A 24,639-nucleotide genomic window follows, 5' to 3' on the forward strand; every position below is an offset into this window, starting at 1 on the left:
ACAAGCAGAATCAAGGAGACACGGGTGAACAAGATGCGAATCGTCGCAGCCGGCCTGCTGCTCGGCGCCTGTCTGCCGGGCGTCGCGGCCGCGCAAGCCTGCAAGGTGCCGACCCTCCGCGTGCTCGCGCAGAAGAGCCTCGGCCTGTCGGTGATGGAGAAGTCGCTGGCCGACTACGAGAAGAAGAGCGGCACCAAGGTCGAGATCAGTTATTTCGGCGAGAACGACCGCCGCGCGAAATCGCGGCTCGACGCGTCGACCGGCGCGGGTTCCTACCAGATCTACTACGTCGACGAGGCGAACGTCGCCGAATTCGCGTCGGCCAACTGGATCGTGCCGCTCCTCAAGTACTACCCGAAGGAATACGACTACGACGACTTCCTGCCCGGCCGCCGCGCGGTCGCGAGCTACAACGGCGTCGCGTACTTCGCGCCGCTGATCGGCGGCGGCGACTTCCTGTTCTACCGCCGCGACCTGCTCGACGCCGCGCACATCCCGGTGCCGAAGACGCTCGACGAGCTCGTCGCCGCGATCAGGAAGCTCAACGCGCCGCCGAAGCTGTACGGCTGGGTCGCGCGCGGCCAGCGCGGCTCGGGGATGAACGTGTGGCGCTGGTCGCCGTTCATGCTCGGCATGGGCGGCACGTGGACCGACAAGGGCGGCCAGCCCGCGTTCAACTCGCCGGCCGCCGTGAAGGCCACGCAGCTCTACAGCGACCTGTTCAAGTACGCGCCGCCGGGCTCGGCGACCTACGACTGGAGCAACGCGCTCGAAGCGTTCCGCTCGGGCAAGGTCGCGTTCATGATCGAATCGACGCCGTTCGCGGACTGGATGGAGGATGCGAGCAAGTCGAGCGTGGCCGGCAAGGTCGGCTACACGCGCCCGCCGGCACCCCTGCCGTCGGCCGCATACGGCCACGGCTTCGCGATCTCGGCGGTCGGCGCGAAGGACGACTGCACGCGAATGGCCGCCGGCCGCTTCATCGCATGGGCGACCAGCAAGGACCAGGAACAGGCGCGGCTGCGCAACGGCGTGTTCAGCGACTACAACCGCTCGAGCACGATCGGCAGCCCGTACTTCAAGCAGCACGTCGCGCCGCAGATCCAGGCCGGGCTGAACGACACCAACCCCGTCACACAGGTGACGATCTGGCGCACGCCGCAGTGGCCGGACATCGGCGACAACCTCGGCATCGCGCTCGAACAGGTGTTCACCGGCACGCAGACGGACCCGCGCGGCACGCTCGACGACGCCACCCAGTACGCGAAGGACGCGCTCGAACATGGCGCTCGCAAATGACGGCGCCGGCGGACGCGCGCTCGGCGTCCGCCCGGCCCCTTCCCCGCCCTCGGCCCGGCGCAGCAGCGCGCGCCGCGACCGCACGAGCCTGCCGTGGGTATTCCTCGCGCCGACGCTCGCGCTGCTCGCGGTCCTGAGCCTCGTTCCAACCGTCGCCGCGATCAACCTCGCGCTGCGCAACCGCGTGCTGCGCTATCCGGACAGCGAATACGTCGGCCTGCGCAACTTCATCCGGCTCGCGTCGGACCGGCGCTTCCTGAACGCGATCGAGGTGTCGGTGCTGTGGGAAGTCGTCACGGTCGCGGGCGCGGTGCTGGTCGGCATCGCGCTCGCGGTGTTCCTGTTCGAGCGCGTGCACGGCCGCTGGCGCCGCTTCGCGTCGCTGGTACTGATCATGCCGGTGCTGCTGCCGCGCGTGTCGGCCGCGTTCATCTGGAAGTTCATGTACGCGCCGCTCACCGGGATCCTGAGCTGGCTGCTCGGCGCGCTCGGCGTCGAGCACACCGCGTTCCTCGCCGATCCGCATCTCGCGCTGTATGCGGTCGCGCTCGTCGACGTGTGGCAATGGGGGCTGTTCTTCGCGGTGGTGATCCTGAAGCTGCTGGAGACGCTGCCGCCCGAGCCGCTCGAAGCCGCGCGGCTCGACTATGCGACGACGTGGCAGGTGCACGCGTACATCGCGCTGCCGATGCTGAAGGCGCCGCTCGTGAGCCTCGTGTTCATCAAGATGGTCGAGTCGCTGCGTTCGTTCGACCTGATCTACGTGATGACCAAGGGCGGGCCCGGCATCGCGACCGAGACGCTCGATCTCTACGCGTACCAGCAGGGCATCGGCCTGGCCGGCAAGGTGTCCTATGCGTCCGGCATGGCCGTGCTGATGATGGTCGCGACCACGCTCGTCTTCACGCTCATCTGGAAGAGGGTCAACAAATGGGACGACTGATGGCCCGCCGCGGCCCCGCCGCCGTTTCCACCGTCGCGATCGCCGGCGCGATCCTGCTCGTCGCCGCGTTCCCGCTGTTCTGGGCCGTGCTCAATTCGCTCAAGCACCTGCTCGACATCGTCACGCCGACGCCGCGCTTCATCTTCACGCCGACGCTCGCGAACTACGAGCAGGTGCTGTCGAGCCCGGAAGTGCTGATCGGGCTCGGCAACAGCATCGCGATCGTCGGCGCGGCCGTGCTGATCGGCGCCGTGCTCGGCGTGCCGGCCGCGTATGCGATCGCGCGCTACCCGGTGCGCGGCAAGCGCGACATCCAGTTCTTCCTGCTGTCGCTGCGCTTCCTGCCGCCGGTCGCGGTCGCGCTGCCGCTGATCGCGATCTGGGTCGATCTCGGGCTGTACGACACCAAGCTGTCGATGATCGTCACGTACCTGCTCGTCACGCTGTCGACCATCACGTGGCTGTCGATTCCCGTGTTCCGCCGCCTGCCGCGCGAGATCGAGGAAGCCGCCGCGCTCGACGGCTACGGCCCGTACGCGGTGTTCTGGCACATCGCGCTGCCGGTGTGCGCGAGCACGCTGCTCGGCGGCATCGTGTTCAGCTTCGTGCTGGTGTGGAACGAACTGATGATCGCGCTCGCGCTGACGTCGTCGCGCAGCGCAACGCTGCCGGTGGTCGCGTCCGCGTTCACGTCGCTCGGCCAGGAAGTGCCGTGGGGCGTGATCAACGCGTCGACGGTGCTGCTCGCGCTGCCGCCGCTCGTCTTCGTCGGCATGCTGAGCCGGCTGCTCAATTCGATGGTCAAGGGAAAATAAGGAGAACACGTTGAAAGCACTCGTCCTCGAACGCACGCGCGAGCTCGCGCTGCGCGACATCGACCTGCCGCAACAGGTCGGCCCCGGCGACGTCCGGATCAAGGTGCATACGGTCGGCGTCTGCGGCAGCGACGTGCATTACTACGTGCACGGCGGCATCGGCCCGTTTCGCGTCGACGCGCCGATGGTGCTCGGCCATGAAGCATCCGGCACCATCGTCGAGACCGGCGCCGGCGTCACGCACCTGCGCGTCGGCGACCGCGTATGCATGGAGCCGGGCGTGCCGCGCCTCGATTCGCCCGCGACGCTGCGCGGGCTCTACAACCTCGACCCCGACGTGCGCTTCTGGGCGACGCCGCCCATCCACGGCTGCCTGACGCCGTTCGTCGTGCATCCGGCCGCGTTCACGTATCGGCTGCCCGACAACGTGTCGTTCGCCGAAGGCGCGATCGTCGAGCCGCTGTCGATCGGCCTGCAGGCCGCGAAGAAGGCGGCGATGAAGCCGGGCGACCTCGCGGTCGTGATCGGCGCCGGCACGATCGGCGCGATGACGGCGCTCGCCGCGCTCGCGGGCGGCGCCGCGCGTGTGATCCTCGCCGACGTCGTGCCCGACAAGCTCGCGCTGTTCGCGGGCAACCCGGCCGTCACGACCGTCGACGTGCGTACGCGGCCGCTGGCCGACGCGGTGGCCGAAGCCTCCGCCGGCTGGGGCGCGGACGTCGTGTTCGAGGCGAGCGGCAGCGCGAACGCGTATGCGGGCCTCGTCGACCTGATGTGCCCGGGCGGCTGCGCGGTACTGATCGGCATGCCCGTCGCGCCGGTGCCGCTCGACGTGGTCGCGCTGCAGGCGAAGGAAGGCCGCATCGAATCGGTGTTCCGCTACGCGAACATCTTCCCGCGCGCGCTTGCGCTGATCGCATCCGGCGCGATCGACGTGAAGCCGTTCATCTCGCGCACGTTCCCGTTTTCCGAAGGCGTGCGCGCGTTCGAGGAAGCGGCGAGCGGCCACCCGCGCGACGTCAAGATTCAGATCGAAATGGATTGAGCCATGGCCCGAATCGTCTGCCACGCTTTATCGAAGCACTACGACGGCGGCCCCGCCGTGCTGCACCCGCTCGACCTCGAGATCGCCGACGGCGAATTCATCGTGCTGCTCGGCCCGTCCGGCTGCGGCAAGTCGACGATGCTGCGGATGATCGCGGGCCTCGAGGCGATCACCGGCGGCGAGCTCGTGATCGGCGACGCGGTCGTCAACGACCTGCCGTCGCGCGAGCGCAATGTCGCGATGGTGTTCCAGAATTACGCGCTGTACCCGCACATGACGGTATACGACAACATCGCGTTCGGCCTGCGGCGGCTGAAGGTGCCGGCCGACGAGATCGACCGCCGCGTGCGCGACGTCGCGCGCATCCTGAGCCTCGATGCGTTGCTCGACCGCCGCCCGCGCGCGATGTCGGGCGGCCAGCAGCAGCGTGCGGCGATCGCGCGCGCGATGATCAAGACGCCGGCCGTGTTCCTGTTCGACGAACCATTGTCGAATCTCGACGCGAAGCTGCGCACGCAGTTGCGCGGCGACATCAAGCGGCTGCACCGGCAGTTGAAGACGACCACGCTGTACGTCACGCACGACCAGCTCGAGGCGATGACGCTCGCCGACCGCGTCGTGCTGATGCGCGGCGGCCACATCGAGCAGATCGGCACGCCCGCCGAGCTGTACGGCCAGCCGCACACGGTATTCGCGGCCGGATTCGTCGGCACGCCGGCGATGAACTTCGCGGCGGGCACGATCGAGCGTGTCGGCGCGACCGTGCTGCTCGACTGCAACGGCGCGCGCTGGCCGCTTGCATCGCCGCGCTTCGCGCGGCTGCAGGACGGCCAGCAGGTGAAGGCCGCGATCCGGCCGAACCACCTGCGGCTCGTCGCCGAAGGCGATCCGCCCCCCGGCACGCTCGCGCTGACGGGCACCGTGGAACTCGTCGAGCTGCTCGGCGCCGAGGCGCTCGTCACGCTGGACTGGCGCGGCCAGCCGTGCGCGGCCCTCGTGCCGGCCCCGATGGCCCCGGCGCCGGGCGCCGTGGTAGCGTTTCGCTTCGACGAAGAAGCCCTGCACCTGTTCGACGCCGGCACCGAGCGCAACGTCGCGCTGCCGGACGCGAACCCGATCGCGCACGCGGTGCCGCCGGCGGCCGCGACGCGCGCCACGCCGCCCGCCGCGACGGGCTGGTCGATGTCCCGTTCGTAGCACGCCGGCACGCCTCGACGGAGCACACGATGAACCCGGATCTCGAGATCGTTCCCACCCACCGCGACGAGTCGTTCCGCGCGTGGGTTCACGACTACCCGCATTCGGTCGCGAAGTGGCACTTTCATCCCGAGTACGAGATTCATCTGATCCAGGCGTCGCGCGGCAAGGTGTTCGTCGGCGACCATATCGGCGATTTCGGCCCCGGCAACCTGATCGTCACGGGGCCGAACCTGCCGCACAACTGGGTCAGCGAGCTCGCCGACGGCGAACGCGTGCCGTCGCGCGACGTCGTGCTGCAGTTCTCGCGCGATGCGATCGAGAAGATGGTCGGCGCGTTCAGCGAGCTGCAGCCGGTGATCGACCTGATCGACGACGCGGCGCGCGGCGTGCAGTTTCCCGATCGCGTGGGCATCGAAGTCGCGCCGCTGATGCTCGAACTCGCGAACGCGCACGGCTGCCGCCGCGTCGAGATCCTGATGTCGCTGTTCGACCGGCTGTCGTCGTGCCGCGAGCGGCGCGTGCTCGCGGGCCCCGGCTACCGCAGCAACGCGCAGCACTACATGTCGTCGACCATCAACCAGGTGCTGTCGTACCTGCAGCAGAACCTGCCCGGCATGCTGCGCGAGACCGACGTCGCCGCGTTCGCCGGCATGAGCGTCAGCACCTTCACGCGGTTCTTCCGGCGTCACACCGGCTCGTCGTTCGTGCGCTACCTGAACCGGCTGCGCATCAACGAAGCCTGCGAGCTGCTGATGTTTTCCGACCTGACGGTAACCGACATCTGCTACCGGGTTGGCTTCAACAACCTGTCGAACTTCAACCGTCAGTTTCTCGCGATGAAGCAGGTGCCGCCGTCGAGGTTCCGCGCGCTGCACCGGCTCAACGAACCGCATGGCCGCGACGACGCGCCGCCCCCGCGACGCGCGCCGCCGCGCGCCCCAGACAGGACGCTTCATACGTGACATTTCTCGGCATCGATCTCGGCACGTCCGAGGTCAAGGTTCTCCTCACCGATTCCCGCTCGGTGCCCCTCGCGACCGGCTCGGCCACGCTGTCGATCAGCCGCCCGCATCCGCACTGGTCCGAACAGAGCCCGCAGGCATGGTGGCACGCGATGCTCGATGCGATCGCGTCGGTGCGCGCCGCACATCCCGCCGGCTTCGCCGCGTTGCAAGGCATCGCGCTGTCCGGGCAGATGCACGGCGCGACGCTGATCGACCGCGCGGACCAGGTGCTGCGCCCCGCGATCCTGTGGAACGACACGCGCGCCGGCAACGAATGCGTCGAGCTCGAGGCGCTGGTGCCGGAAGCGCGCGCGATCACCGGCAACATGGCGATGCCCGGTTTCACCGCGCCGAAGCTGCTGTGGCTCGCGAAATACGAGCCGGCCGTGTTCCGCGCGGTGCACAAGGTGCTGCTGCCGAAGGACTACCTGATCTGGCGCCTGTCCGGCGAATTCGTGTCCGACCTGTCCGATGCGTCGGGCACGCTGTGGCTCGACTGCGCACGCCGCGACTGGTCCGACCGGATGCTCGCCGCGACCGAGCTGTCGCGTGCGCAGATGCCGCGCCTCGTCGAAGGCAATGCGCCCGCCGCGCAGCTGCGCGATACGCTGCGGCGCGAATGGGGCATCGCGAGGCCCGTGACGATCGCCGGCGGCGCCGGCGACAACGCGGCGTCCGCGATCGGCATGGGCGTGACGGGCGCCGGCAGCGGCTTCCTGTCGCTCGGCACGTCGGGCGTGCTGTTCGCCGGCAACGACCGCTTCGCGCCGAATCCGGATGCCGCCGTGCACGCGTTCTGTCATTGCATCGAAGGGCGCTGGCACCAGATGAGCGTGATCCTGTCGGCCGCCGCGAGCCTCGACTGGCTCGCGCGTGCGCACGGCACGACGCCCGGCGTGCTGGCCGTGCGCGCTGAACGCGCCGATCCGGCTCACGCACCGCTGTTCCTGCCGTATCTCGGCGGCGAACGCACGCCGCACAACGATGCGCATGCGCGCGGCGTGTTCTTCGGACTGTCGAACGAACACGATGCCGACGACCTCGCGTATGCGGTCATGGAAGGTGTCGCGTTCGCGATGGCGGACGGCTACGACGCGCTGTGCGCAGCCGGCACCACGCTCGACGCGGTGTCGTTCATCGGCGGCGGATCGAAGAGCGCGTTCTGGGCGCGGCTGTGCGCGAACGCGACCGGGCTCGCGATGCAGCGCCATGCGGACGGTGCGGTCGGCGCGGCACTCGGCGCCGCGCGGCTCGCGCGACTGGCTGCGACGGACGACTCGCTCGCGGAAGTCTGCGTCGCGCCGCCGGTGACGGAGACGGTCGCGCCCGATTCCGCGTCGGTCGACCTGCTGGCCGGCCGGCTTGCGCGGTATCGGCGGCTGTATCGCGCGCTGCGGGAGGAATTCGCGGCGGCCGATTGAGCGAGCGCGCAATCGCGCTTGACCCGGCCCTTGGGATCGCCTTTATGCTGACCGCAACGAATCGACAGCGAAGAGGTGACGAATGGGTAGGTCCACGCCCCGTTTGAACGCATCGGCGGCCGCCGCGCGGCTCGGCGTCTCGATCAAGGCGCTGCGGCTGTACGAGCGGCACGGCCTCGTCACGCCCGGGCGTACGCCGGCCGGATACCGCGCGTACGGCCCGGACGATCTCGCCCGCGCGGCCGACATCGCGGCATTGCGCAAGCTCGGCCTCAGCCTCTCCCAGGTGGCGAACGTACTCGACGGCGACGCGCGCAGCCTCGACGACGCACTGGCCGCTCACAAAACGGCGCTTGACCACGGCATTCAGGATCTCGTGCGCAAGGTCGACCGCGTGCACGCGATCCGCGCCGGCCTCGCGCGCGGCCGGATGCCGGCCGACGGCGAACTGACGCGGCTGCTCGACGAGCCGGACGCCGGTGTCGCGTTCAACCTGCCGTGGCCGTGGGGCGGCGAATGGTTCGAGTGTCGCGACATCCGGCCGCTGAACTACATCATCGGCTCGCTGGGGAGCGGCAAGACGCGGCTGGCGCTTCGGCTGGCCGACGCGCTGCCCGGCGCCGTGTTCGTGGGACTCGACCGGCTGGACGACGACTGTGCGGCAGCACGCGCAGCTTTGCGCGCCGATCCTGCGCTGAAGTCGCGCGTCGACCGCACCTTGACCGCACTCATCGACAAAGGCGCAACGCCGTCGCCCGCGCTGGTCGCGCTGCTCGCCAGTCTCGAAGCGGAAGGCCCGCGCGCGCAGGTCGTCGACATGATCGAACAGGATCTCGACCGGCCCACGCAGCTGGCCTTGATCGCCCATCTGCGTGAATGCGCGGCCGCCGGCATGCGCCCGCTGTTCCTGCTCACGCGCTCGTCGGCGATCCTCGACCTGGCGGCAGTCGGCCCCGACGAAACGCTCCTGCTGTGCCCGGCCAATCACAGCCCGCCGGCGCGCGTGGCGCCTTACCCCGGCGCACCCGGGTTCGAAGCCCTGGCGACGTGCCTGGCGACACCGGAGATCCGCGAGCGGCTCGCCCGCCGGCCGGCGGCGGCGTAGCCCGCCGTCAGGATTCCTGCCGCTTCATCCTGCGGGCCATCGCCGGGCTCACCGCATGCACGGGATCGAAGCCGAAGAACTCGAGCACGTGCCGCGCGACGTCGTCGCGATCGTTGTCCGCGCAGATCATGTGATAGCTGTTCTCCAGCACGATCCCGCGCGCGTCGGGCAGCTTCTCCAGCAGGAAATCGGCCGAGCGCAGGCTCGTCAGTTCGTCCTCGCGCGCATGCAGCACGAGCGTCGGGCACGGCGTGCCGGCCGCGGCGTCGAGCGCCCAGTCGCGCATCCGGTCGACCTGCCGCACGCACGCGAGCGGCACCCACGCATAGTGGAAACTGTCCTGGCGCTCGAACTTCTTCTTCACGATCGCGCGGATCGTCGCGTTCTTGATGCCGAACGGATCGCCCTCCTCCACGCGCATTCGCTCGGCGACACCCGGCACGCGGTACAGCACGTGCCGCAGCGACCGGTACCACGGCGTAGCCCAACCGTCGATGAACACCGGCGTGGCCAGCAACGCGAGCCGGCCGCGCGCATGCTGCACGCGGTGGCACAGCAGCAGCGCGACGAGCGAGCCCATGCACATGCCCGCGACATGCAGCGTGTCGTACTCGCGCTCCAGCGCGCGATACTGTTCGGTCACCGCGTCGAGCCACGCCTCCGCGCGCACGCCGACCAGATCCTCGGGGCGCGTGCCGTGGCCGGGCAGCGTGATCATGTGCGTGTCGGCACCCGCGCGCCGCATCGCCTTGTGCAGCGAACCGAGATCGTATTGCGTGCCGCCGAGCCCGTGGATCAGCAGGACGCACGTGCGGCCTGTCATGACACGTGCCCGCTCATTCGTCCGCCGGCCACACGCGCTCGATCTGCCAGACGCCGGCGACCACCGTCACGTCGACGTTCGAATCGAGCAGCGGCGCGCCGTGGTCGGTGATCGTCTGCGTACCGCCGTCGCGCAGCACGATGCGCAGCGACAGCGATGCGCGATCCTCGCCTGCGATCTCCGCGTTCCAGTAGTCGTTCAGCGCTTCGCGGTCGCCCGGCTGCACGCGTTCGAGCACGAGCGGCACGCTCGCGATCTGCGCTGCATCGACGCCGACGCCGAACACGCGCTCGACGTCGCCGCTCCAGTCGATCCGGCCCGACTCCGGATCGAGCACGTACGCAATCTGGCCGGCGCTCGCGAGCGCGAGCTCCATGTTGTTCTGCAGGACGGCCGCATGCTCGTGCACGCGTTCGCGCGTCGTCTTCAGCGTGCTGACCGTCAGCACCAGCAGCGACGCGACCGCCAGATAAAGCTGCGCCTCGAGCAGCGCACTGCCGTAGTGTTCGTGGAACGACGAGAACGGGCCGTCGCCCTGCGCGGTCTGCGCGATCACGATCAGCGCGAGCACCAGCACCGACGACGAGCCCGTGCGGCCGCCGAGCAGCAGCGTCACCGCGACGGTCAGGAACAGCGGGACGTAGGTGAGCGCGAAGCCGGCGCCCGTGCCGAATTTCCGCGACGTGTCGCCATCGAAGATCACGAGCGCGACGAGCGCGAGCAACACGAACGCGACGATGCCGAGCATCAGGTCGAAGCGCTCGTGGTCGCCCGAGCGATGCGCGCGAAAGCGCGACCACGACGCGAGCACCGGCGTGACCAGCAGCACGCCGACGAAATCGGACGCGGCCCACACCGACCACACGTCGAAGAACGGCGCGCCCTTGACCGTCGTGTACCACGCCGCGCCGCCGATCGCGCCGACGACGCCCGCGATCAGCCCGGCGAGGATCACCGAGCGCAGGAAATACAGCCCTTCGAGCGAGAAGCGCACGCGCTGCACGAGCCAGACCGCGAGCGCGGCCGCGCCGACCTCGTCGATCGTGAACAGCAGCGCGTTGACGAGGCTGCCGTGTTCGATCGCGGTCAGCGCGAGCTGGCCGGCGAGGAACGCGCCGGCCAGCGTCAGCCAGTCGCGCACCGGCCGCAGCATGAACGCGCCGACCGTGACGCCGGCCGGCAGCCAGATGTAGCCCGTCAGCCGCACGGGGCCGTTGAACTCGTGCGAGATGTAGCCGGTTGCGAGATACAGCGCCGCCCAGAGCAGCGCGGCGACGAGCCCCGGCCGCGATCGTTTGGTGTCCATCGAGAATCCCTGTGTATGACGCCGTGCGTGCGATGTGCGAATGATAGGCGGGCGAGCTGAACGGCGGAATACCGGAAGGCGGCAGCACGTTCGGGGCACCGGCGCCTCCCGTCAAGCTGGCGAGTGTGACCGGGAAAGTATCGGAAAAGTTCGTGGCTTGCCGGGCGCCATCGGGACACGTCCGCATGCCGTCTTGTCCGGATGGCCAAAATCGCGCGAGGTCGGCCATTCGCCCCTACGATGAAAGGCATCCGAAAGCGTTCGTTTCGGGTATCGTCCACGTCTCACACCCGCATTCCACATGACCGCACATGAACACAGTACCGGCCCGGCCGATATCGGCCCCTTCGACGCGATGAGCCGATTTCGCGTGACGTACGACGGGCCCGCGCTCGAATCGTCCGAGATGGACGTGCGCGAACTCGCGCCCGCGCTGCTGGCGTTCGGCGATTTGCTCGACGCGTCGACGCGTGCACTATGCGGCGATCAGGTCCGGCCTCAGGTCAACGTGCGCGGCAGCTTCAAGACCGGCAGCTTCGGCATCGACTTCACGCTCGCGACCTCGCTGCTCGGCCGCATGCGCGACATGCTGAGCGGCAACGAAGGCACGGCGCTCGCCAATGCGATCACGATCCTGACCGCGCTCGGCATCGCCGCACCCAAGGCGAGGAAGGGGCTTTTCGCCGTCCTCAAATGGCTGCGCGGGCGCGAGATCACGAACGTGCGGATGCAGGACCGCACCGCGGTGCTGGACGTCGACGGCGACGAACTCGAAATCGACTTGCCCGTGCTCACGCTGCTACGCAACGTCCGCGTTCGCCGTGCAACCGCGCAAGTGCTCGCGCCGCTCGCGCGCGAAGGCATCGAGATTTTTGCGGTCGGCACCGATACCGAGGTGTACGAGATGGTCGCCCGCAACGAGATGGCATGGTTTCATGCGCCGGAGCCAACCGATGCGCTCCTGCTCGATGAGCATCGCAAGATGGCGTTCTCGATCGTGTCGCTCGCGTTCAAGGACGACAACAAGTGGCGGCTGCACGACGGAACGGCGACGATTCACGCGACGATCACCGATGCCGGCTTCCTGTCGCGCGTGAACAACAGCCAGATCAGTTTCAGCAAGGGAGACCTCCTCTTGTGCAATGTCCGTGTGCAGCAGTGGCAAACTTCGGACGGTGCAAAAACCGAGTATGAGGTCACGGATGTCCTCGAACATCGCGCGGCTGGCCTGCAGATTCAGTTGCCGGGCCTGTGATCCACGTCGCAGCCTCACGCCCGACGCAACCTCTCATCACTGATGAAACCGGCGACCCATCTGCGTGCCGCGTCTCGGGAAGATCTCCCCTTCCTGTTGACGCTCCGTCGACTGACGATGACCGAACACCTGCAGCGCGTCGGCGCGCCGACCGACGACGCCGCGCACGACCAGCGCATCCGCGCGCACTTCGACGACGCGATGATCGTCTGCGAAGGCGCCGAGGCCATCGGCCTGCTGAAGGTGACGCGCGCCGCAGGCGAATGGCACGTCCACCAGATCCAGATCCTCCCCGGGCACCAGGGCCGCGGCATCGGCGAGGCCGTGCTGAACGCGTTGCTGACCGACGCTGCACGCGAGCACGTGGCGGTCTCGCTCAGCGTGCTGCACGGCAACCCGGCGCGCCGGCTCTACGAGCGGCTCGGCTTCCGGCTCGCGTCGGAAACCGACACGAGCGCAAGCATGATCTGGCGCGCCTGACACGCGCCGTTGCGACGCCGTCGCTTCTCGATTACTGCGCGATCTTCGCGTCCTTCAGCAGATTGCCGATCATCTGCGCGCTCGCCTTTTCCACCGCGATCGCCTGCAGCTGCTGCTGAAGCGCCGGCTTCGCGGCCTCGAAACCCGGCACCTGCGTCGGCCGCTTCGCATCCAGCTTCACGATCGCCCGCACGCCGTCGACCGGAATCGAATCCTTCGTCGCTGCGCCGACCGACAGCTTCTCGAGCGCCTGCGCGACCGGCAGCGGCAACCCGCCCGTCTTGCCTTCCGCTGCCGGCGTGTTGAAGCTCACCCACGGCAGTTCGCCGCCGCTGTCGCGGCTCGGCGCCATGCTGTACTGCCGCGCGAGCCCGTCGAACGACTTGCCCGCTTTCAGCTCGCTCAGCACGGTCGCGGCCGTCACCGGATCCTTGACGACGATCACGCGCGGCTTGTATTCGCTCTTGCCGAGCGTCGCGACGAGTGCGTCGTAGCGCGCCTTCACCTGTTCGTCGGTCACCGGTTCGGGCTTCACGTTGTCGCGCAGGTACAGCTGCACCTCGGCCGTCACCTTCGCCTGCTGCACCGCCGCCTTGACCTCGGGCTTGTCGCCGTAATTCGCCTTTTCGGCCGCCTGCTGCACCAGCACGCGCGTAATCAGCTGGTTCTTGATCGCCTGCCGGACCTCCGGCGAGTCGGGCTGCCCGGACGCGCGCAGCAGCGTATCGACGTCGGCCTGCGTGATCGGCGTGCCGTTGACGGTCGCCACGGTCGCTGCCGTCTGCGCGTGAACAGCACCGCTCAATGCGCCGGCCAGCGCGGCAATCAGCAACAGGCGGTTCGGTGTCGTCTTCATCTTCATCGTTTTCGTCGCTTCGAGCGTAAGAAGCACGGCAGGGACGGCCGCGCCGGTTCATCGTGCACGCACACGCAGCGTCCGCATGTGCCGCTGCCATTGTGCACGGAACCGCATTTCCGCGTCGGGAGGTTGGGAAGCGCCGCGCAACGCGGCACGACGCACAGTGTGCGCGCCGTTCATTGCATTCGTGTTGTGCGGCAATCCCGCGAAAACGCGCCGATTGCGTTCCTCACTTCGCGAGTGCGGCCGCTGCCCGAAGCGGCCGCACGTTCAGCCGCTCAAGGCGTCCAGCGGTACACGGTGATGCTGTTGCCCTTCACGTTGTTCTTCATCACCACGTACTCGCCGTTCGACCGGCGATACGCGCGGATGCTGTACATCGCGTCGATCGCGCTGCTGGTATCGACGGTCGCGGGGCTCGCATTGACCAGCGTGGTATCCAGGTTGCCGGTGGTGAGGTTGAACGCGTCGACGTTCGGCCACAGCGGCCCGCTGCTGCTGAACCAGTAGCCGACGAACAGATGGTTGCCGACCGCGTCGATCGATTTCGCGCCGCTGTGCGGCAGCGTGATCACCGGATCGGGCTTCGTCGTGTTGCCTGCGCTCCAGCCGTGATACACCTCGATGCGCGTGCCGATCGACGTCCAGTCGTTGCTGCCGACGGCCCCCTGCGCGAGCACCATCGTGTCGCTATCCGCGAGATAGACGATGCGCGTCAGCGGCAGGATGCTGGCCGGAATGCGCGTCGCGACGCCCGGCCCCCACGACGGCTTGCCGTTCGCGTCGAAGCCGGTCAGCGGGTAATGTGTGATCGCGCCGGTCTTGTCGAGGCCGGCCCACACGCCGCCCTTGCTGTCGAGGCTGAAGCCGCTCGTCACGCGCTGCGTCGTGTTGAACGCGGCGCCCGGAATCGAGCCGTCCGGAATCGCGATATAGCCGTTCGCCGCGTTGAAATGGAAGAAGTAGAACACCGGCGGATTCTGGCCGGCCGCGACGAGGATCCGGTTCGCGCCCACCGACGTGAGCAGCCCGAAGTGTTCGTCGCGCTGCGTATCGCTCATGTTGATGCGCGGGTCCGCCGGATACGCGAACGGGTCGACGGTGTTCGCGACGAACTTGCCGCCCGCGGTGCCGCTGTACACGTGTGTGCCGCCATAGAACAGCGCGCCGTCCGTGACCGGGTCCGGCGCGGCGATGCCTTCGAAGTTCAGCGACTGCAGCGTATAGCGCAGGCTTCCGGTGCTGCTGTACGCATGAATGTCGGTCGCGCCGTTGCGGCCGAGATCCCAGCTGCCGCCCCATGGATTGTTGAGCACGTAAAGGTTGCCGCCGGTGTCCTTGCCGATCCCGGCGATGCGCGTGAAGCGCTGCGCGCCGACCTGCCCCTTGATGCCCGTCGTCGTGTCGAGATAGCCGCCGCGCACGCCGAACGTGCCCGCCAGTGCCGGCCGGCCCGCCACCGTATAGCGCTTGATGTTCTGGTCGGGACCTTCGTCGCCCACCAGCAGCTGCGCGGCCGCCGCATCGAAATACAGCGCCGATGGCTGCGAGCCGGCCGGCATCCGGATCGTGTTCAGCAGCGCGCCCGCCGGGCTGAAGCCGACGATCGCGCCCGCGCTCTTCTGCGCGACCCACACGTTGCCCGCACCGTCCACCGCGAGCGCGCCCGGCGCCGACACGTTGATGTCGCGCTGCCACACGCCGTCGGTGGTGAATACGCGCACGCGATTGCCGTAGAAGTCGCTGGCGTAGAGCAGCGAACCGGCCGTCGCGAGCCCGGTGACGACGTCGATGCGCGGCTGGTTGGTTGCCGCGCTGATCTGGATCACGCGGTCGCGGTACTTCGTCGCGCGGTTGTAGCGCCCCACCGCGCCGCTGCCGTACGTCTTGCCGGGCTGCAGCGCGACGAACAGCGAGGTTGCGTTGCCGGTGATCGCGCTGCCCTGGAATTCCGAATGCGTGCCGATCGAGCCGACGCTCTTGCCGTTCTGGTAGATCGCGACGCCGCCTTCATCCTCGTCCCACATCGACGCCGTGTAGATCACGCCTTCGGGCGCGACCCACATCGCACGTGCGACGTTGCCGACGTGCGCCTCGAGCGTGCCGTACGTGTTCGCCAGCCAGTCGGTGGTATTGCCGGCGTGCGCGGGCGGCGCAAGCGCGGCGATCGCTGCGGCGACAAGCGCAGCCTGGATTCGTTTTCCGGCGACCATGACGGATGCTCTCCTGAATGATGCAGACATTCACATGAGGGACCGGCCGGCCAGAGGGCTTGAAATTCGCAATTGCGTAAATTCTTCCCCTGAATCATCTGGCGCAGTCGGTATTACGTACGGCATGCCTTCGATAATGAGCAGGGCGAGAATAACGTCATATAAATCGAAAAAAATTGCGACCCGCTCACGCTTGCGGCAAGCGCGACTGCGCGACAGTGAATGTTCACTTACGCACCGGAACGGGAATGGAGAAAATCAGGCGCTCGCCTGCGGGAATATCGCCGCTTGTCCCGCGACGACAGATCGAAACGGCACACGCTTTTACCGGGAAATCGGAAAAAGCCGCCGAATGAGAGGAAAAGTCACTGCACAAGACAAATCGCCGGCCTGGATCCGTAGCGAATCCAGGCCGGCGATCGTCATCGACTACGGCAGAGGCAACGCGTCGCCGCGTTGCCGCGCATCATGCCGATGTCTCCCGTACTTTCACGTCGGCCACCACGCCGCCGTCCGACTCGTTGTCGTCGCGCGGATCACCGAGCTGCCCTTCCCACTTCGCGACCACCGCGGCCGCAATCGAGTTGCCGACCGCGTTGGTGGCCGAGCGTCCCATGTCGAGGAACATGTCGACACCCATGATCAGCAGCAGCCCGGCTTCCGGCATGTTGAACTGGTTCAGCGTCGCCGCGATCACGACCAGCGACGCGCGCGGCACGCCGGCCATCCCCTTCGACGTCACCATCAGCATCAGCAGCATCGTGATCTGCGTGCCGAGCGGCAGATGGATGCCGTACACCTGCGCGATGAACAGCACCGCGAACGTGCAGTACATCATCGAGCCGTCGAGGTTGAACGAGTAACCGATCGGCAGCACGAAACTCGAGATCTTGCGATTCACGCCGAAGCGGTCGAGCGCGTCCAGCAGCTTCGGATACGCGGCCTCCGAGCTCGCCGTCGCGAACGACAGCAGGAACGGCTCGCGAATCAGCCGGATCAGCGTGAACGCACGCTTGCCGAGGAACGTCACGCCGGCGAGCGTCAGCACGCCCCACAGCAGCGCGAGCGCCAGGTAGAAGCTCGCCATGAACTTCGCGAACGTCAGCAGGATGCCGAGCCCTTCGGTCGTGATCGTCGACGCGAGCGCCGCGAACACCGCGATCGGCGCAAACCACATCACCGCGCCCGTCACCTTCAGCATCACCTGCGCGAGATCCTCGATCACGCCGGTCAGGCGCTTGCCTGCATCGCCGAGCGCGGACAGCGCGGTGCCGAAGAAGATCGAGAACACGACGATCTGCAGGATTTCGTTGTTCGCCATCGCCTCGGCGATCGATTTCGGCACCAGGTGGACCACGAAGTCCTTCAGCGTGAAGGCGCCCGTCTTCAGGTTGAGGGCTGCATCGGAAGGCGGCAGCGGCAGGCTCAGGTGGCTGCCCGGCTGCAGGATCGTCGCGGTCAGCAGACCGAGCAGCAGCGACGTGAACGACGCGATGAAGAACCAGCCGAACGCCTTGACGCCCACGCGGCCCACCGCACTGCCGTCACCCATTTGCGCGATGCCGACGGTCAGCGTCGCGAATACCAGCGGCGCGATGATCATCTTGATCAATCGCAGGAATACATCAGACAGCAACGACACGTAACCGGCGACTTCCTTCGCCATTTTCGGGTCGGGAAACGCGCTATGACATGCGTAACCCACGGCGATACCAAGCATCATCGCGACGACGATGTACTTGGTAATGTTGTGCTTCTTCTTCATTAGTAATCCAAATCACAAAGCGTATGTTTCTAACGGCTGGCAAATCATTCGCGTCCGGCTGCGAATCGGAACCCATGTCGCCGCGCGGGCGGCAAGTCCGCGTTTGGCGGTCGCCTCGGCGTACAGGGGGGGCATTCTAACGCAAATGGCGTCCATGCTTTCAAATCTGAAAGCGGCAGCGCTTGATTTGCGTCCAGATGTCGTCAGACGGGCGGGTTTTGTTGCGATCCGGCGCGCTATTTATGGGGCCGGAGGCGTGGGGACGGCTGCGGATGAAGCGGGGGGCGGCGGCTGGGAGCAGATCCGGCGGCAACACACGGTCCAGCGATCGCGACACATTCTCACAAAGATGCGCAGACCTCGACACTACGATACGTAATCGATATGTAATATTTGGAAATGATTCGCGTTGACGCCACGCCCGGGCGTCGATGCGCGATTGCGGCCGGCAACGCGGCGCCGTGTCCGAGTCATTGCTCCCGACGGGTTGAGCCATTCATTTCATAAGCAGTCCTCTTGATGAATGATCGAGGAAAAGCGGCATCGTGATGAACATTCTGTATACCAACTTCCACGGCGACTACGGCGGCGGCCAGGATACCTACGTTCGCGATCTCGCCGCCGCGATGAGCCGGCGTCACCGCGTGACCGTCGCGTCGCCGGAGGGAAGCCGCCTGTCGCGCCTGTTGAAGGACAGCCCCGACGTGGCGATCTTCGACATGGAATTCAAGCCGCGCTGGAACCGGCTGTGCCAGGAAATCGTCCGGCTGCGCCGGCGGGTCGTCGCCGAGCGCTTCGATGTCATCCATGTGAACGGGTCCGCCGATCACCGGCAGGTGATGCTCGCGCTGCTCGGGTGCCGATACCGGCCCGCGGTCGTGCTCACCAAGCACAACACCTATCGCGCCGACAGCTTCGGCAACCTGCTGCGCGCGCGGCTCGCCACCGACCACACCATCGCGGTCAGCGACTATGTCGCGAGCATGCTCGCGCTGCGCTCGCCCTACGGAAACGTGACGGTCGTGAAGCACGGCGTGCGCCGGTCGGCCGCCGAACGACTGGCCGGCGACGAAATCCGCCGCCGCAAGATCGCGCTGTTCGGGCCGTCCGGCGCAGACGCGATCGTGCTGGGCAGCAGCGCCGGCACCGCGCCGGAGAAAGGCTGGATGGACCTGATCGCGGCGCTGGGCCGCCTGTCCGAAAGCGAGCGCGAGCGGTTTCGCGTGCTGCTGGTCGGCGCGGAGCCGTCCCGCGAGCAGCGCGAACAGATTGCGCGGCACGGCATGGTGTCGCGCACTGCGTTCACCGGGCGCCTCGACGACGTACGGGCGCCGTTCTCGATCATCGACGTGTCGTTCGTGCTGTCGTACCACGAGAGTCTGTCGTACGCGTGCCGCGAAGCGATGTCGCTCGGCTGCCCCGCGATCGTCACGCGCGTGGGCGGGCTGCCCGAGAACGTCGAGCCGGGCGTGGACGGCTGGGTCGTTCCGCCGCGCGAGCCCGAAGCGATCGAAGCCATCCTGCGCGCAATCGTGCGCGAACCCGGCTGCGTCCGTTCGATGGGCCGCAGCGCGCGGCTGAAAGGCAAGCGCGAGTTCTCGTTCGACACCTTCGTCGACGCGACGTTGTCCGTCTATCAGAAATCGATTCGACACAACCCCTACCGTTGGGTGACATCCATGAGGTCCGTTTGATGGCCATGAATATCTGGAAGAAGTACTGGGACTTGCGGACACAGGAATGTCCGTGCGATGTGCACTTCGTCGAATGGCTGGAATCCGTCCGTCTCAGGGGCGTGCGCATCTATCACTTCGGCACCGGCGGTCATCACCACGTCGGCGTGGAATGCGCGCGGCCGCACCTGAACAACACCGTCTTCGGCGTGACGGCGTCGCCGAAGGAATACAAGTCGTATGTCGATCTCGTCACGCGGCAACCGGAGGTCAGCAAGACCTACCTCGCGTATTTCGGCGACATCTATACGAGCAATTCGGGCCTGCTGCCGGCGTTCGACGTCGTCACGCTGTTCCATCTGTGCGAGTTCCGCGACGAGTCGAACAGCCGCTATGGCGCGAAGACCGACGAAGAGGTGCTCGACCTGTTCGCACGCCATACCGCAGCCAACGGCCACCTGCTGTTCTACAAGGGCTCGTCGGCGTACCGGAAGGCCGAGCCGATCATCGCGCAATGGGCGGCGAACGCCGATTTCGTCGAGGTCGGCGACTTCAAGACCCTGCGGATCTTCCGCAAGGCCGCGTAACCCCGGCTTTCTCACGGTCCTTCGATGTTTCTGCCCGCCACGCGCCATCCGATCCTGATGTATCACCAGGTGCGTCCGCTACCGCCGCCGCCCGACCGCCTGCGCAGCCTGAGCGTCGCGCCCGACGCGTTCCGCCGCCAGATGACGCTGTTCAAGCGGCTCGGCTACCGCGGGCTGAGCGTGCGCGAGCTGCAGCCGTATCTGCGCGGCGAGCGTAGCGGGAAGGTCTTCGGCATTTCGTTCGACGACGGCTTTCTCAACGTACTGACCCACGCGATGCCCGTGCTGGACGAACTCGGCTTCACCGCGACCTGCTATTTCGTCGCCGGCCGCTTCGGCGGCGAGAACGACTGGGATGCGGCAGCCGATACCGCGCGCTCACCGCTGATGACATGCAAGGACATGCTCGTGTGGCGCGATCACGGCCACGAAATCGGCTCGCATACGCTCGATCATGTCGCGCTGTCGTATGTGTCGGCACCCGTAGCGGACTTTCAGCTGACCGAATCGAAGCGGAAACTCGAAATGCTGAGCGGCCGTTGCGTCGAGTCGTTCTGCTATCCGTACGGCGATCTGGATGCGCGCGTGCGCGATCAGGTCATCGCTGCCGGTTACGGCAATGCGACGACGACCCGGCGCGGGTGCGCCGGTGCGGCCGACGATCCGTTCCTGCTGCCGCGGATTCCGGTCGCGGGCGGAGTCGGGGCCGTGAGGCTGTGGTTCAAGTGTTTGAAGGCGCGGGCATGCGGGTAGCACGGCACCTTCGCCGGCCCCGCATCGATATGCGGCCCGTCCATGCGGAACGCTCACACGGACGAGCCTGCCGCCGGATCAAACCCGCGAGCGAAACACGTGCGTCGCCGATGGCGCATGTGCCTGCTGCTTCAAGTACGCGAGCGCGGCGTCGATCGACAGCACGTGCTGCTCCCCGTCCCTCATCCGCAGCGACACCTCGCCCGCCAGCGCCTCCTTCCGTCCGGCCACCGCGACGATCGGCGCGGCCAGTTCCCGCGCATCGAAGATCTTGCGCGGCAGGCGCTCGGAACGAAAGTCCCGCAACACCCTGCAGCCGACCGCTTCGAAAGCGAACGCCGTGTCGTCGGCAAACGCGCGATCGCCTTCTCCGATGTTCGCGACGACGACCTGGTCGGGCGCCAGCCACGTCGGCAACCAGCCCTCGTAATGCTCGAGCAGGATGCCGATGAACCGTTCGAGGCTCCCGAGCACCGCGTGATGCAGCATGACGGGCGTCGCGCGTGCGCCGTCCTCCGCAACATAGGTTGCGCCGAGCCGCTCCGGCAACACGAAGTCGAGCTGGATCGTCCCGCACTGCCACTTCCGCCCCTGGCGGTCGAGCAGATGAAACTCGAGTTTGGGGCCGTAGAACGCCCCTTCTCCCGGCAGCAGCGCGAAATCCAGCCCTGCCGCGCGCGCGGCGGACGCCAGCATCGCTTCCGCGCGATCCCACACCGCATCGTCGCCCGCGCGAACCGCTGGCCTCGTCGACAGCGCCACATCGAATCCGTCGAACCCGAAATCCGCGTAGATCGTCTTCAGCAGCACGCAGAATCGCGCGACTTCGACCTCGACCTGATCGGGCATGCACATCACGTGCGCATCGTCCTGCGTGAATGCGCGCGCACGCATGAGCCCGTGCAGCGCGCCCGACGGCTCCGCACGGTGCACCGCGCCGAATTCCGCGTAGCGGACCGGCAGCTCGCGATACGAACGAACGCCTTTCCTGAAGAGCTGTACATGGCCCGGACAGCTCATCGGCTTCAGGCAGTACGGCTTGCTGTCGCTCTCGAGCGAAAACATGTTCCGCCCGAACTTCTCCCAATGACCGCTCTGCTCCCACAGGTCGCGCGACACAATTTGAGGTGTCCTGACTTCGGCGAAGCCGGCTTGCCGCATCCGGACGCGAATGTATTCCTCGACGACCCGGTATAGGACCATGCCGCGCGGGTGCCAGAAAATGGCGCCCGGGCTTTCATCCTGCTGGTGAAACAGATCGAGTCTGCTGCCAAGCACTCGATGGTCGAACTCTTCCATCACGATCTCCGTTGACGTGGGTGCTGGTCGAACGGAGCATGAAAAAAGCCCCGTCCGTTTCCGGCGGGGCTCCTGGGGATGATGTGACGCACTGGCCTACGACGTGCAACCTCCCCCCGGCCCGCCGTTGGCGGTCGTGGTGGTGGTCGTGGTGGTCGTGACGAAACGTGCGTTCATGGGGTGAATCTAGTCAACCTCGTGCGAGCTGTCAATCATCGGTTCGAATCGCGATACGTCGCGGGCGGGGCCGTGAGGCTCGGGTTCAAGTGTTGGGAGGCGCGGGTGGCGGCGTCCCGGTAGCGCGCATCGTCGCCGGTGCATGCGCCGGAACGCGACTCATCCGCCGACCTCTCGATACCCGTCCATGCCATGCGTGCACACGGACGGGCCTTCCCGTCACGCCGGGGCCGGCGCGCGGGAACGCGCCGACGGGATCGTGAATCGTCCCGCCGGCCGCGTGTTCGCCGGACGCATCGGCCCGGCTGTTCGTTACCGGTCGTACTCGAAGGACTCGGTGAAGACCGTGTCGATCGAATCGGACCAGGTCAGGCTCACGAACGAGAAGTCCGTGGCGCCGGCCCAGCCGGCCACCGACGGGAACGCGACGCCCTGATCACCCGGCACGTTGAGCGTCACCGCCGCACCCGGCTGGACCGGCGGCGCCGACGCAGTACCGTTGACGAACGTCGCGACTGTCTGCCCGGTCGCGGTTGCGCGAATCTGCACGTTGCCGCGCTTGACGAACGGCAGCCCCGCTTTCGACGTCCAGCCCAGCGGGAAGGTCGCGCCGCCCGCGAACGTGCCGGCGGCGCCCGGCGTCAGCCTGTCGCGCGTGGACTGCGCGAGATCGTGCCACGCGTACTGGCGCAGCGCATCGGGCGACGGCGACGGCGTACGCACCCGCACCGTGTAGTGCCTGGCCGGCGTCGATGTGTTGCCGTTCTGGTAGACGTCGATCGTATAAGCGCTGAATGGCTTGATGTCGGCCAGCTCGGCGGCGCTCAGCTGCGGATTCGCCCACGCGGTGTTGTTGCGCGGCGCGTCGCCGGGCCACGTGAACAGGCCCTGGTTCGCCGGGTCCTGCGCGACGCCGGCCAGGCGGAAGTTGTTGCGGCACTGCGCACTCTTCGCCAGTGCGGCGAGCTGCGCCGGCGTCTGCCCGCTTGCAATCTGCGCACGGATATTCAGCGTGTCGCAGGTGCCGCTCGACGGCTGGAGGAACACGCCGTTGCGCAAGCCGGGGCCGTTGACGATCGCGAAGTCCACCGCGGTGCCAGCCGCGTCGACGGCACCCACCTGCAGGTTCAGCGAATCGACGAACGCGTCGGTGCCCGTCGACGGATTGGCCGGATTCAACCAGTCCCACTTTTGCGCGTTCGCGTTGACCTTGCTCAATACCGCGCGCTGATTGCCGACCACGCGCCAGCCGGTATCGCCGTTTGCGAGACTGCCCGGCCGCACCGCGAGCTGCACATGTTGCTGCATGCCGTCGCGAATGCCGTCGCTGCGCGTCCACGCGAGCTTGACCCACATCGTGTCGCTGGCGACGACGCGGATGACTTCCGGCAAGCTGAAGCTGGCGTTGTTCATCGCATCGTCGGCCACGATGCCCGGCGTGCCGCCGGCCGGCGCACCGAATTCCCGGTCGACCGACATCCCGTTGTTCAGATACGCGGCGGGCACGCCTGCATTCAGCGCGCCGGACGCGACATCGTCGACGAAGATCTGGCCGCACGCCGATACGCTGCCACCCGTGCGCGCGGCGCCCGTCGAACCGGCGAAACACTGGTTGAGCGCACGCTGCAATGCCGCCAGATCACTGGCGCTCGGCAGGTTCGACACGACCGCGCCGTTGATCGTCGCGGCAGCCGGCAGGCTGGCCTTGTCGCTCGCCTGCGGCGCGACGCCGGGCGCGAGCTGAAGCTGCACCGGCGTATCGCTGGACGCGCCCGCCACCGAGCTGATCTGCACGCCGCCGTCCGGCAGCACGTTGATCTTCACCTGGTCCAGCAACCGGTCGAGCCCCGGCGCACCGGCTGTCAGCGGGCCGGAAATCAGGTCGACGCCCGTATTGCCGGTGGCGGCCAGCAGGTCGGCCAGCGCCGTCGAATAAGCCTGCACCGTGCCGGCAACAGCCTGGGCCGTGACCTTGCTTTTCAGCAAACCGGTGTCGGTCAGCAGCTTCGTCGGATTGTCGCCGACGATCGTGGCGGCGATCGCGTTCGTGATCGGCGTGATGTTGATCGTCTGCGTGCCGGCCGTGGCGCTGAGCGCGATCAGCGTGGCCTGCGAATCGGCGACGTTGCCGTATGCGGACAACGCAAAAGGCGCGCTCAGGCCGGACACTGCGCAATGAAACGCGCCGGTTGACGCGTCGGCCGGGCAGTCGACCGTCTTGCCGGTCGCATCGACCAGTTTCACGGTGGCGGCCTGCATCGCCGCGCCGGCCGCCGCGACCCCGCTGACCGTCTGAGCCGCAGGTTGCCCGGGCGGCGGCGAAGAACTGTCGCTACCGCCGCAAGCCGACAGGACGAGCGCTGCAATACCGGATACGACAGGCGTGAGTTTCATTGCGTTTCCCCCGACATCCTTCTGGTTAATGCGTGTCATATGCACCGCTCATGCACGCTGGATGGCGAGGATTCTCGCAAAGCCGATTTTCGCGATCATCATTCAGGTGGATGAAAATCGGGAAATAACACGGGGTGAAACGCAAACAACCTGTGTTAGCCTGAAAAAAATACGGTATTCGAAGCAATATCGTCAGACAAAAACCACATACGAAGATCGCGAA

At 67.3% G+C, this 24,639-nt stretch carries 20 protein-coding genes; 13 read left to right on the forward strand and 7 right to left on the reverse strand.

Annotated elements, in window-relative coordinates; translation table 11 throughout:
• Positions 1–33 precede the first annotated feature (33 nt).
• The 8 genes from U5798_RS15605 (at position 34) to U5798_RS15640 (ending at position 8,832) form a co-directional block, all read left to right on the forward strand.
• Complete coding sequence (locus U5798_RS15605; protein WP_415859502.1) at positions 34–1,299, forward strand: ABC transporter substrate-binding protein; 1,266 nt, start codon at positions 34–36, stop codon at positions 1,297–1,299.
• Positions 1,283–2,242 (forward strand): carbohydrate ABC transporter permease, encoded by a 960-nt coding sequence (locus U5798_RS15610; protein WP_260434937.1) that lies wholly within the window; start codon positions 1,283–1,285, stop codon positions 2,240–2,242. Before U5798_RS15605 ends, U5798_RS15610 begins: the two co-directional genes overlap by 17 nt.
• The gene (locus U5798_RS15615; RefSeq protein WP_322082585.1) at positions 2,230–3,057 is read left to right on the forward strand and encodes a carbohydrate ABC transporter permease; all 828 of its coding nucleotides are present in this window, start codon (positions 2,230–2,232) and stop codon (positions 3,055–3,057) included. Before U5798_RS15610 ends, U5798_RS15615 begins: the two co-directional genes overlap by 13 nt.
• A gap of 10 nt (positions 3,058–3,067) precedes the next feature.
• Complete coding sequence (locus U5798_RS15620; protein ID WP_322082586.1) at positions 3,068–4,102, forward strand: NAD(P)-dependent alcohol dehydrogenase; 1,035 nt, start codon at positions 3,068–3,070, stop codon at positions 4,100–4,102.
• 3 nt (positions 4,103–4,105) lie between these two features.
• Positions 4,106–5,299 carry a sn-glycerol-3-phosphate ABC transporter ATP-binding protein UgpC gene (locus U5798_RS15625; RefSeq protein ID WP_322082587.1) on the forward strand — a complete coding sequence of 398 codons (1,194 nt, stop codon included), beginning with the start codon at positions 4,106–4,108 and terminating at the stop codon, positions 5,297–5,299.
• 29 nt (positions 5,300–5,328) lie between these two features.
• Complete coding sequence (locus tag U5798_RS15630; RefSeq protein ID WP_124454242.1) at positions 5,329–6,264, forward strand: AraC family transcriptional regulator; 936 nt, start codon at positions 5,329–5,331, stop codon at positions 6,262–6,264.
• Complete coding sequence (gene xylB, locus U5798_RS15635; RefSeq protein WP_322082588.1) at positions 6,261–7,727, forward strand: xylulokinase; 1,467 nt, start codon at positions 6,261–6,263, stop codon at positions 7,725–7,727. The genes U5798_RS15630 and xylB overlap by 4 nt, the downstream gene beginning before the upstream one ends.
• 82 nt (positions 7,728–7,809) lie before the next feature.
• Complete coding sequence (locus U5798_RS15640) at positions 7,810–8,832, forward strand: MerR family transcriptional regulator (RefSeq protein WP_322082589.1); 1,023 nt, start codon at positions 7,810–7,812, stop codon at positions 8,830–8,832.
• 7 nt (positions 8,833–8,839) lie between these two features.
• Here the strand turns inward: U5798_RS15640 and U5798_RS15645 are convergent, their stop codons facing one another.
• Both U5798_RS15645 and U5798_RS15650 read right to left on the reverse strand, forming a co-directional pair.
• Positions 8,840–9,655 (reverse strand): alpha/beta hydrolase, encoded by an 816-nt coding sequence (locus U5798_RS15645; protein ID WP_322082590.1) that lies wholly within the window; start codon positions 9,653–9,655, stop codon positions 8,840–8,842.
• A 13-nt stretch (positions 9,656–9,668) separates the two neighbouring features.
• Positions 9,669–10,961, reverse strand: coding sequence for an MASE1 domain-containing protein (locus U5798_RS15650; protein WP_322082591.1), 1,293 nt, complete (start codon positions 10,959–10,961; stop codon positions 9,669–9,671).
• Positions 10,962–11,262: 301 nt separating this feature from the next.
• On the opposite strand from U5798_RS15650, the gene U5798_RS15655 reads away from it, so the two are divergent.
• A complete protein-coding gene (locus tag U5798_RS15655; RefSeq protein WP_322082592.1) occupies positions 11,263–12,216 on the forward strand; it encodes a hypothetical protein in 954 nt (317 codons plus the stop codon).
• Between the two features lie 42 nt (positions 12,217–12,258).
• The gene (locus U5798_RS15660; protein ID WP_322082593.1) at positions 12,259–12,696 is read left to right on the forward strand and encodes a GNAT family N-acetyltransferase; all 438 of its coding nucleotides are present in this window, start codon (positions 12,259–12,261) and stop codon (positions 12,694–12,696) included.
• 31 nt (positions 12,697–12,727) lie between these two features.
• Here U5798_RS15660 and U5798_RS15665 read toward each other — a convergent pair whose 3' ends face one another.
• From U5798_RS15665 to U5798_RS15675, 3 genes are all read right to left on the reverse strand, one after another.
• Positions 12,728–13,558 (reverse strand): peptidyl-prolyl cis-trans isomerase, encoded by an 831-nt coding sequence (locus U5798_RS15665; protein ID WP_322082594.1) that lies wholly within the window; start codon positions 13,556–13,558, stop codon positions 12,728–12,730.
• Positions 13,559–13,833: 275 nt separating this feature from the next.
• Complete coding sequence (locus tag U5798_RS15670) at positions 13,834–15,768, reverse strand: SMP-30/gluconolactonase/LRE family protein (protein WP_322082595.1); 1,935 nt, start codon at positions 15,766–15,768, stop codon at positions 13,834–13,836.
• Positions 15,769–16,234: 466 nt separating this feature from the next.
• Positions 16,235–17,533, reverse strand: a complete 1,299-nt coding sequence (locus tag U5798_RS15675; protein WP_124454223.1) for a dicarboxylate/amino acid:cation symporter — start codon at positions 17,531–17,533, stop codon at positions 16,235–16,237.
• 548 nt (positions 17,534–18,081) lie between these two features.
• Here U5798_RS15675 and U5798_RS15680 point away from each other — a divergent pair.
• The 3 genes from U5798_RS15680 to U5798_RS15690 are packed head-to-tail and all read left to right on the forward strand — an operon-like array spanning position 18,082 to position 20,546.
• Positions 18,082–19,227 (forward strand): glycosyltransferase, encoded by a 1,146-nt coding sequence (locus U5798_RS15680; protein WP_322082633.1) that lies wholly within the window; start codon positions 18,082–18,084, stop codon positions 19,225–19,227.
• Between the two features lie 5 nt (positions 19,228–19,232).
• Positions 19,233–19,793 carry a hypothetical protein gene (locus U5798_RS15685; protein WP_124454474.1) on the forward strand — a complete coding sequence of 187 codons (561 nt, stop codon included), beginning with the start codon at positions 19,233–19,235 and terminating at the stop codon, positions 19,791–19,793.
• A 24-nt stretch (positions 19,794–19,817) separates the two neighbouring features.
• A complete protein-coding gene (locus U5798_RS15690) occupies positions 19,818–20,546 on the forward strand; it encodes a polysaccharide deacetylase family protein (protein ID WP_322082596.1) in 729 nt (242 codons plus the stop codon).
• 78 nt (positions 20,547–20,624) lie between these two features.
• Here U5798_RS15690 and thrS read toward each other — a convergent pair whose 3' ends face one another.
• On the reverse strand, positions 20,625–21,845 hold the full coding sequence (gene thrS, locus U5798_RS15695) for a threonine--tRNA ligase (protein ID WP_322082597.1): 1,221 nt from the start codon (positions 21,843–21,845) through the stop codon (positions 20,625–20,627).
• Positions 21,846–22,334: 489 nt separating this feature from the next.
• Positions 22,335–24,416, reverse strand: a complete 2,082-nt coding sequence (locus U5798_RS15700) for a hypothetical protein (RefSeq protein WP_322082598.1) — start codon at positions 24,414–24,416, stop codon at positions 22,335–22,337.
• Positions 24,417–24,639 lie beyond the last annotated feature (223 nt).

The organism is Burkholderia sp. BCC1972 (assembly GCF_905339605.1).
Classification (GTDB): Bacteria; Pseudomonadota; Gammaproteobacteria; order Burkholderiales; family Burkholderiaceae; genus Burkholderia.

Bases quoted from the DNA above. Each gene is read 5' to 3' on its own strand.
- U5798_RS15610 (WP_260434937.1), top strand. From the start codon at position 1,283: ATGGCGCTCGCAAATGACGGCGCCGGCGGACGCGCGCTCGGCGTCCGC.
- U5798_RS15690 (WP_322082596.1), top strand. From the start codon at position 19,818: ATGTTTCTGCCCGCCACGCGCCATCCGATCCTGATGTATCACCAGGTG.
- U5798_RS15670 (WP_322082595.1), bottom strand. From the start codon at position 15,768: ATGGTCGCCGGAAAACGAATCCAGGCTGCGCTTGTCGCCGCAGCGATC.
- thrS (WP_322082597.1), bottom strand. From the start codon at position 21,845: ATGGAAGAGTTCGACCATCGAGTGCTTGGCAGCAGACTCGATCTGTTT.
- U5798_RS15615 (WP_322082585.1), top strand. From the start codon at position 2,230: ATGGGACGACTGATGGCCCGCCGCGGCCCCGCCGCCGTTTCCACCGTC.
- U5798_RS15625 (WP_322082587.1), top strand. From the start codon at position 4,106: ATGGCCCGAATCGTCTGCCACGCTTTATCGAAGCACTACGACGGCGGC.
- U5798_RS15665 (WP_322082594.1), bottom strand. From the start codon at position 13,558: ATGAAGATGAAGACGACACCGAACCGCCTGTTGCTGATTGCCGCGCTG.
- U5798_RS15645 (WP_322082590.1), bottom strand. From the start codon at position 9,655: ATGACAGGCCGCACGTGCGTCCTGCTGATCCACGGGCTCGGCGGCACG.
- U5798_RS15700 (WP_322082598.1), bottom strand. From the start codon at position 24,416: ATGAAACTCACGCCTGTCGTATCCGGTATTGCAGCGCTCGTCCTGTCG.
- U5798_RS15605 (WP_415859502.1), top strand. From the start codon at position 34: ATGCGAATCGTCGCAGCCGGCCTGCTGCTCGGCGCCTGTCTGCCGGGC.
- U5798_RS15660 (WP_322082593.1), top strand. From the start codon at position 12,259: ATGAAACCGGCGACCCATCTGCGTGCCGCGTCTCGGGAAGATCTCCCC.
- U5798_RS15675 (WP_124454223.1), bottom strand. From the start codon at position 17,533: ATGAAGAAGAAGCACAACATTACCAAGTACATCGTCGTCGCGATGATG.
- U5798_RS15650 (WP_322082591.1), bottom strand. From the start codon at position 10,961: ATGGACACCAAACGATCGCGGCCGGGGCTCGTCGCCGCGCTGCTCTGG.
- U5798_RS15655 (WP_322082592.1), top strand. From the start codon at position 11,263: ATGACCGCACATGAACACAGTACCGGCCCGGCCGATATCGGCCCCTTC.
- U5798_RS15630 (WP_124454242.1), top strand. From the start codon at position 5,329: ATGAACCCGGATCTCGAGATCGTTCCCACCCACCGCGACGAGTCGTTC.
- U5798_RS15640 (WP_322082589.1), top strand. From the start codon at position 7,810: ATGGGTAGGTCCACGCCCCGTTTGAACGCATCGGCGGCCGCCGCGCGG.
- U5798_RS15680 (WP_322082633.1), top strand. From the start codon at position 18,082: ATGAACATTCTGTATACCAACTTCCACGGCGACTACGGCGGCGGCCAG.
- U5798_RS15685 (WP_124454474.1), top strand. From the start codon at position 19,233: ATGAATATCTGGAAGAAGTACTGGGACTTGCGGACACAGGAATGTCCG.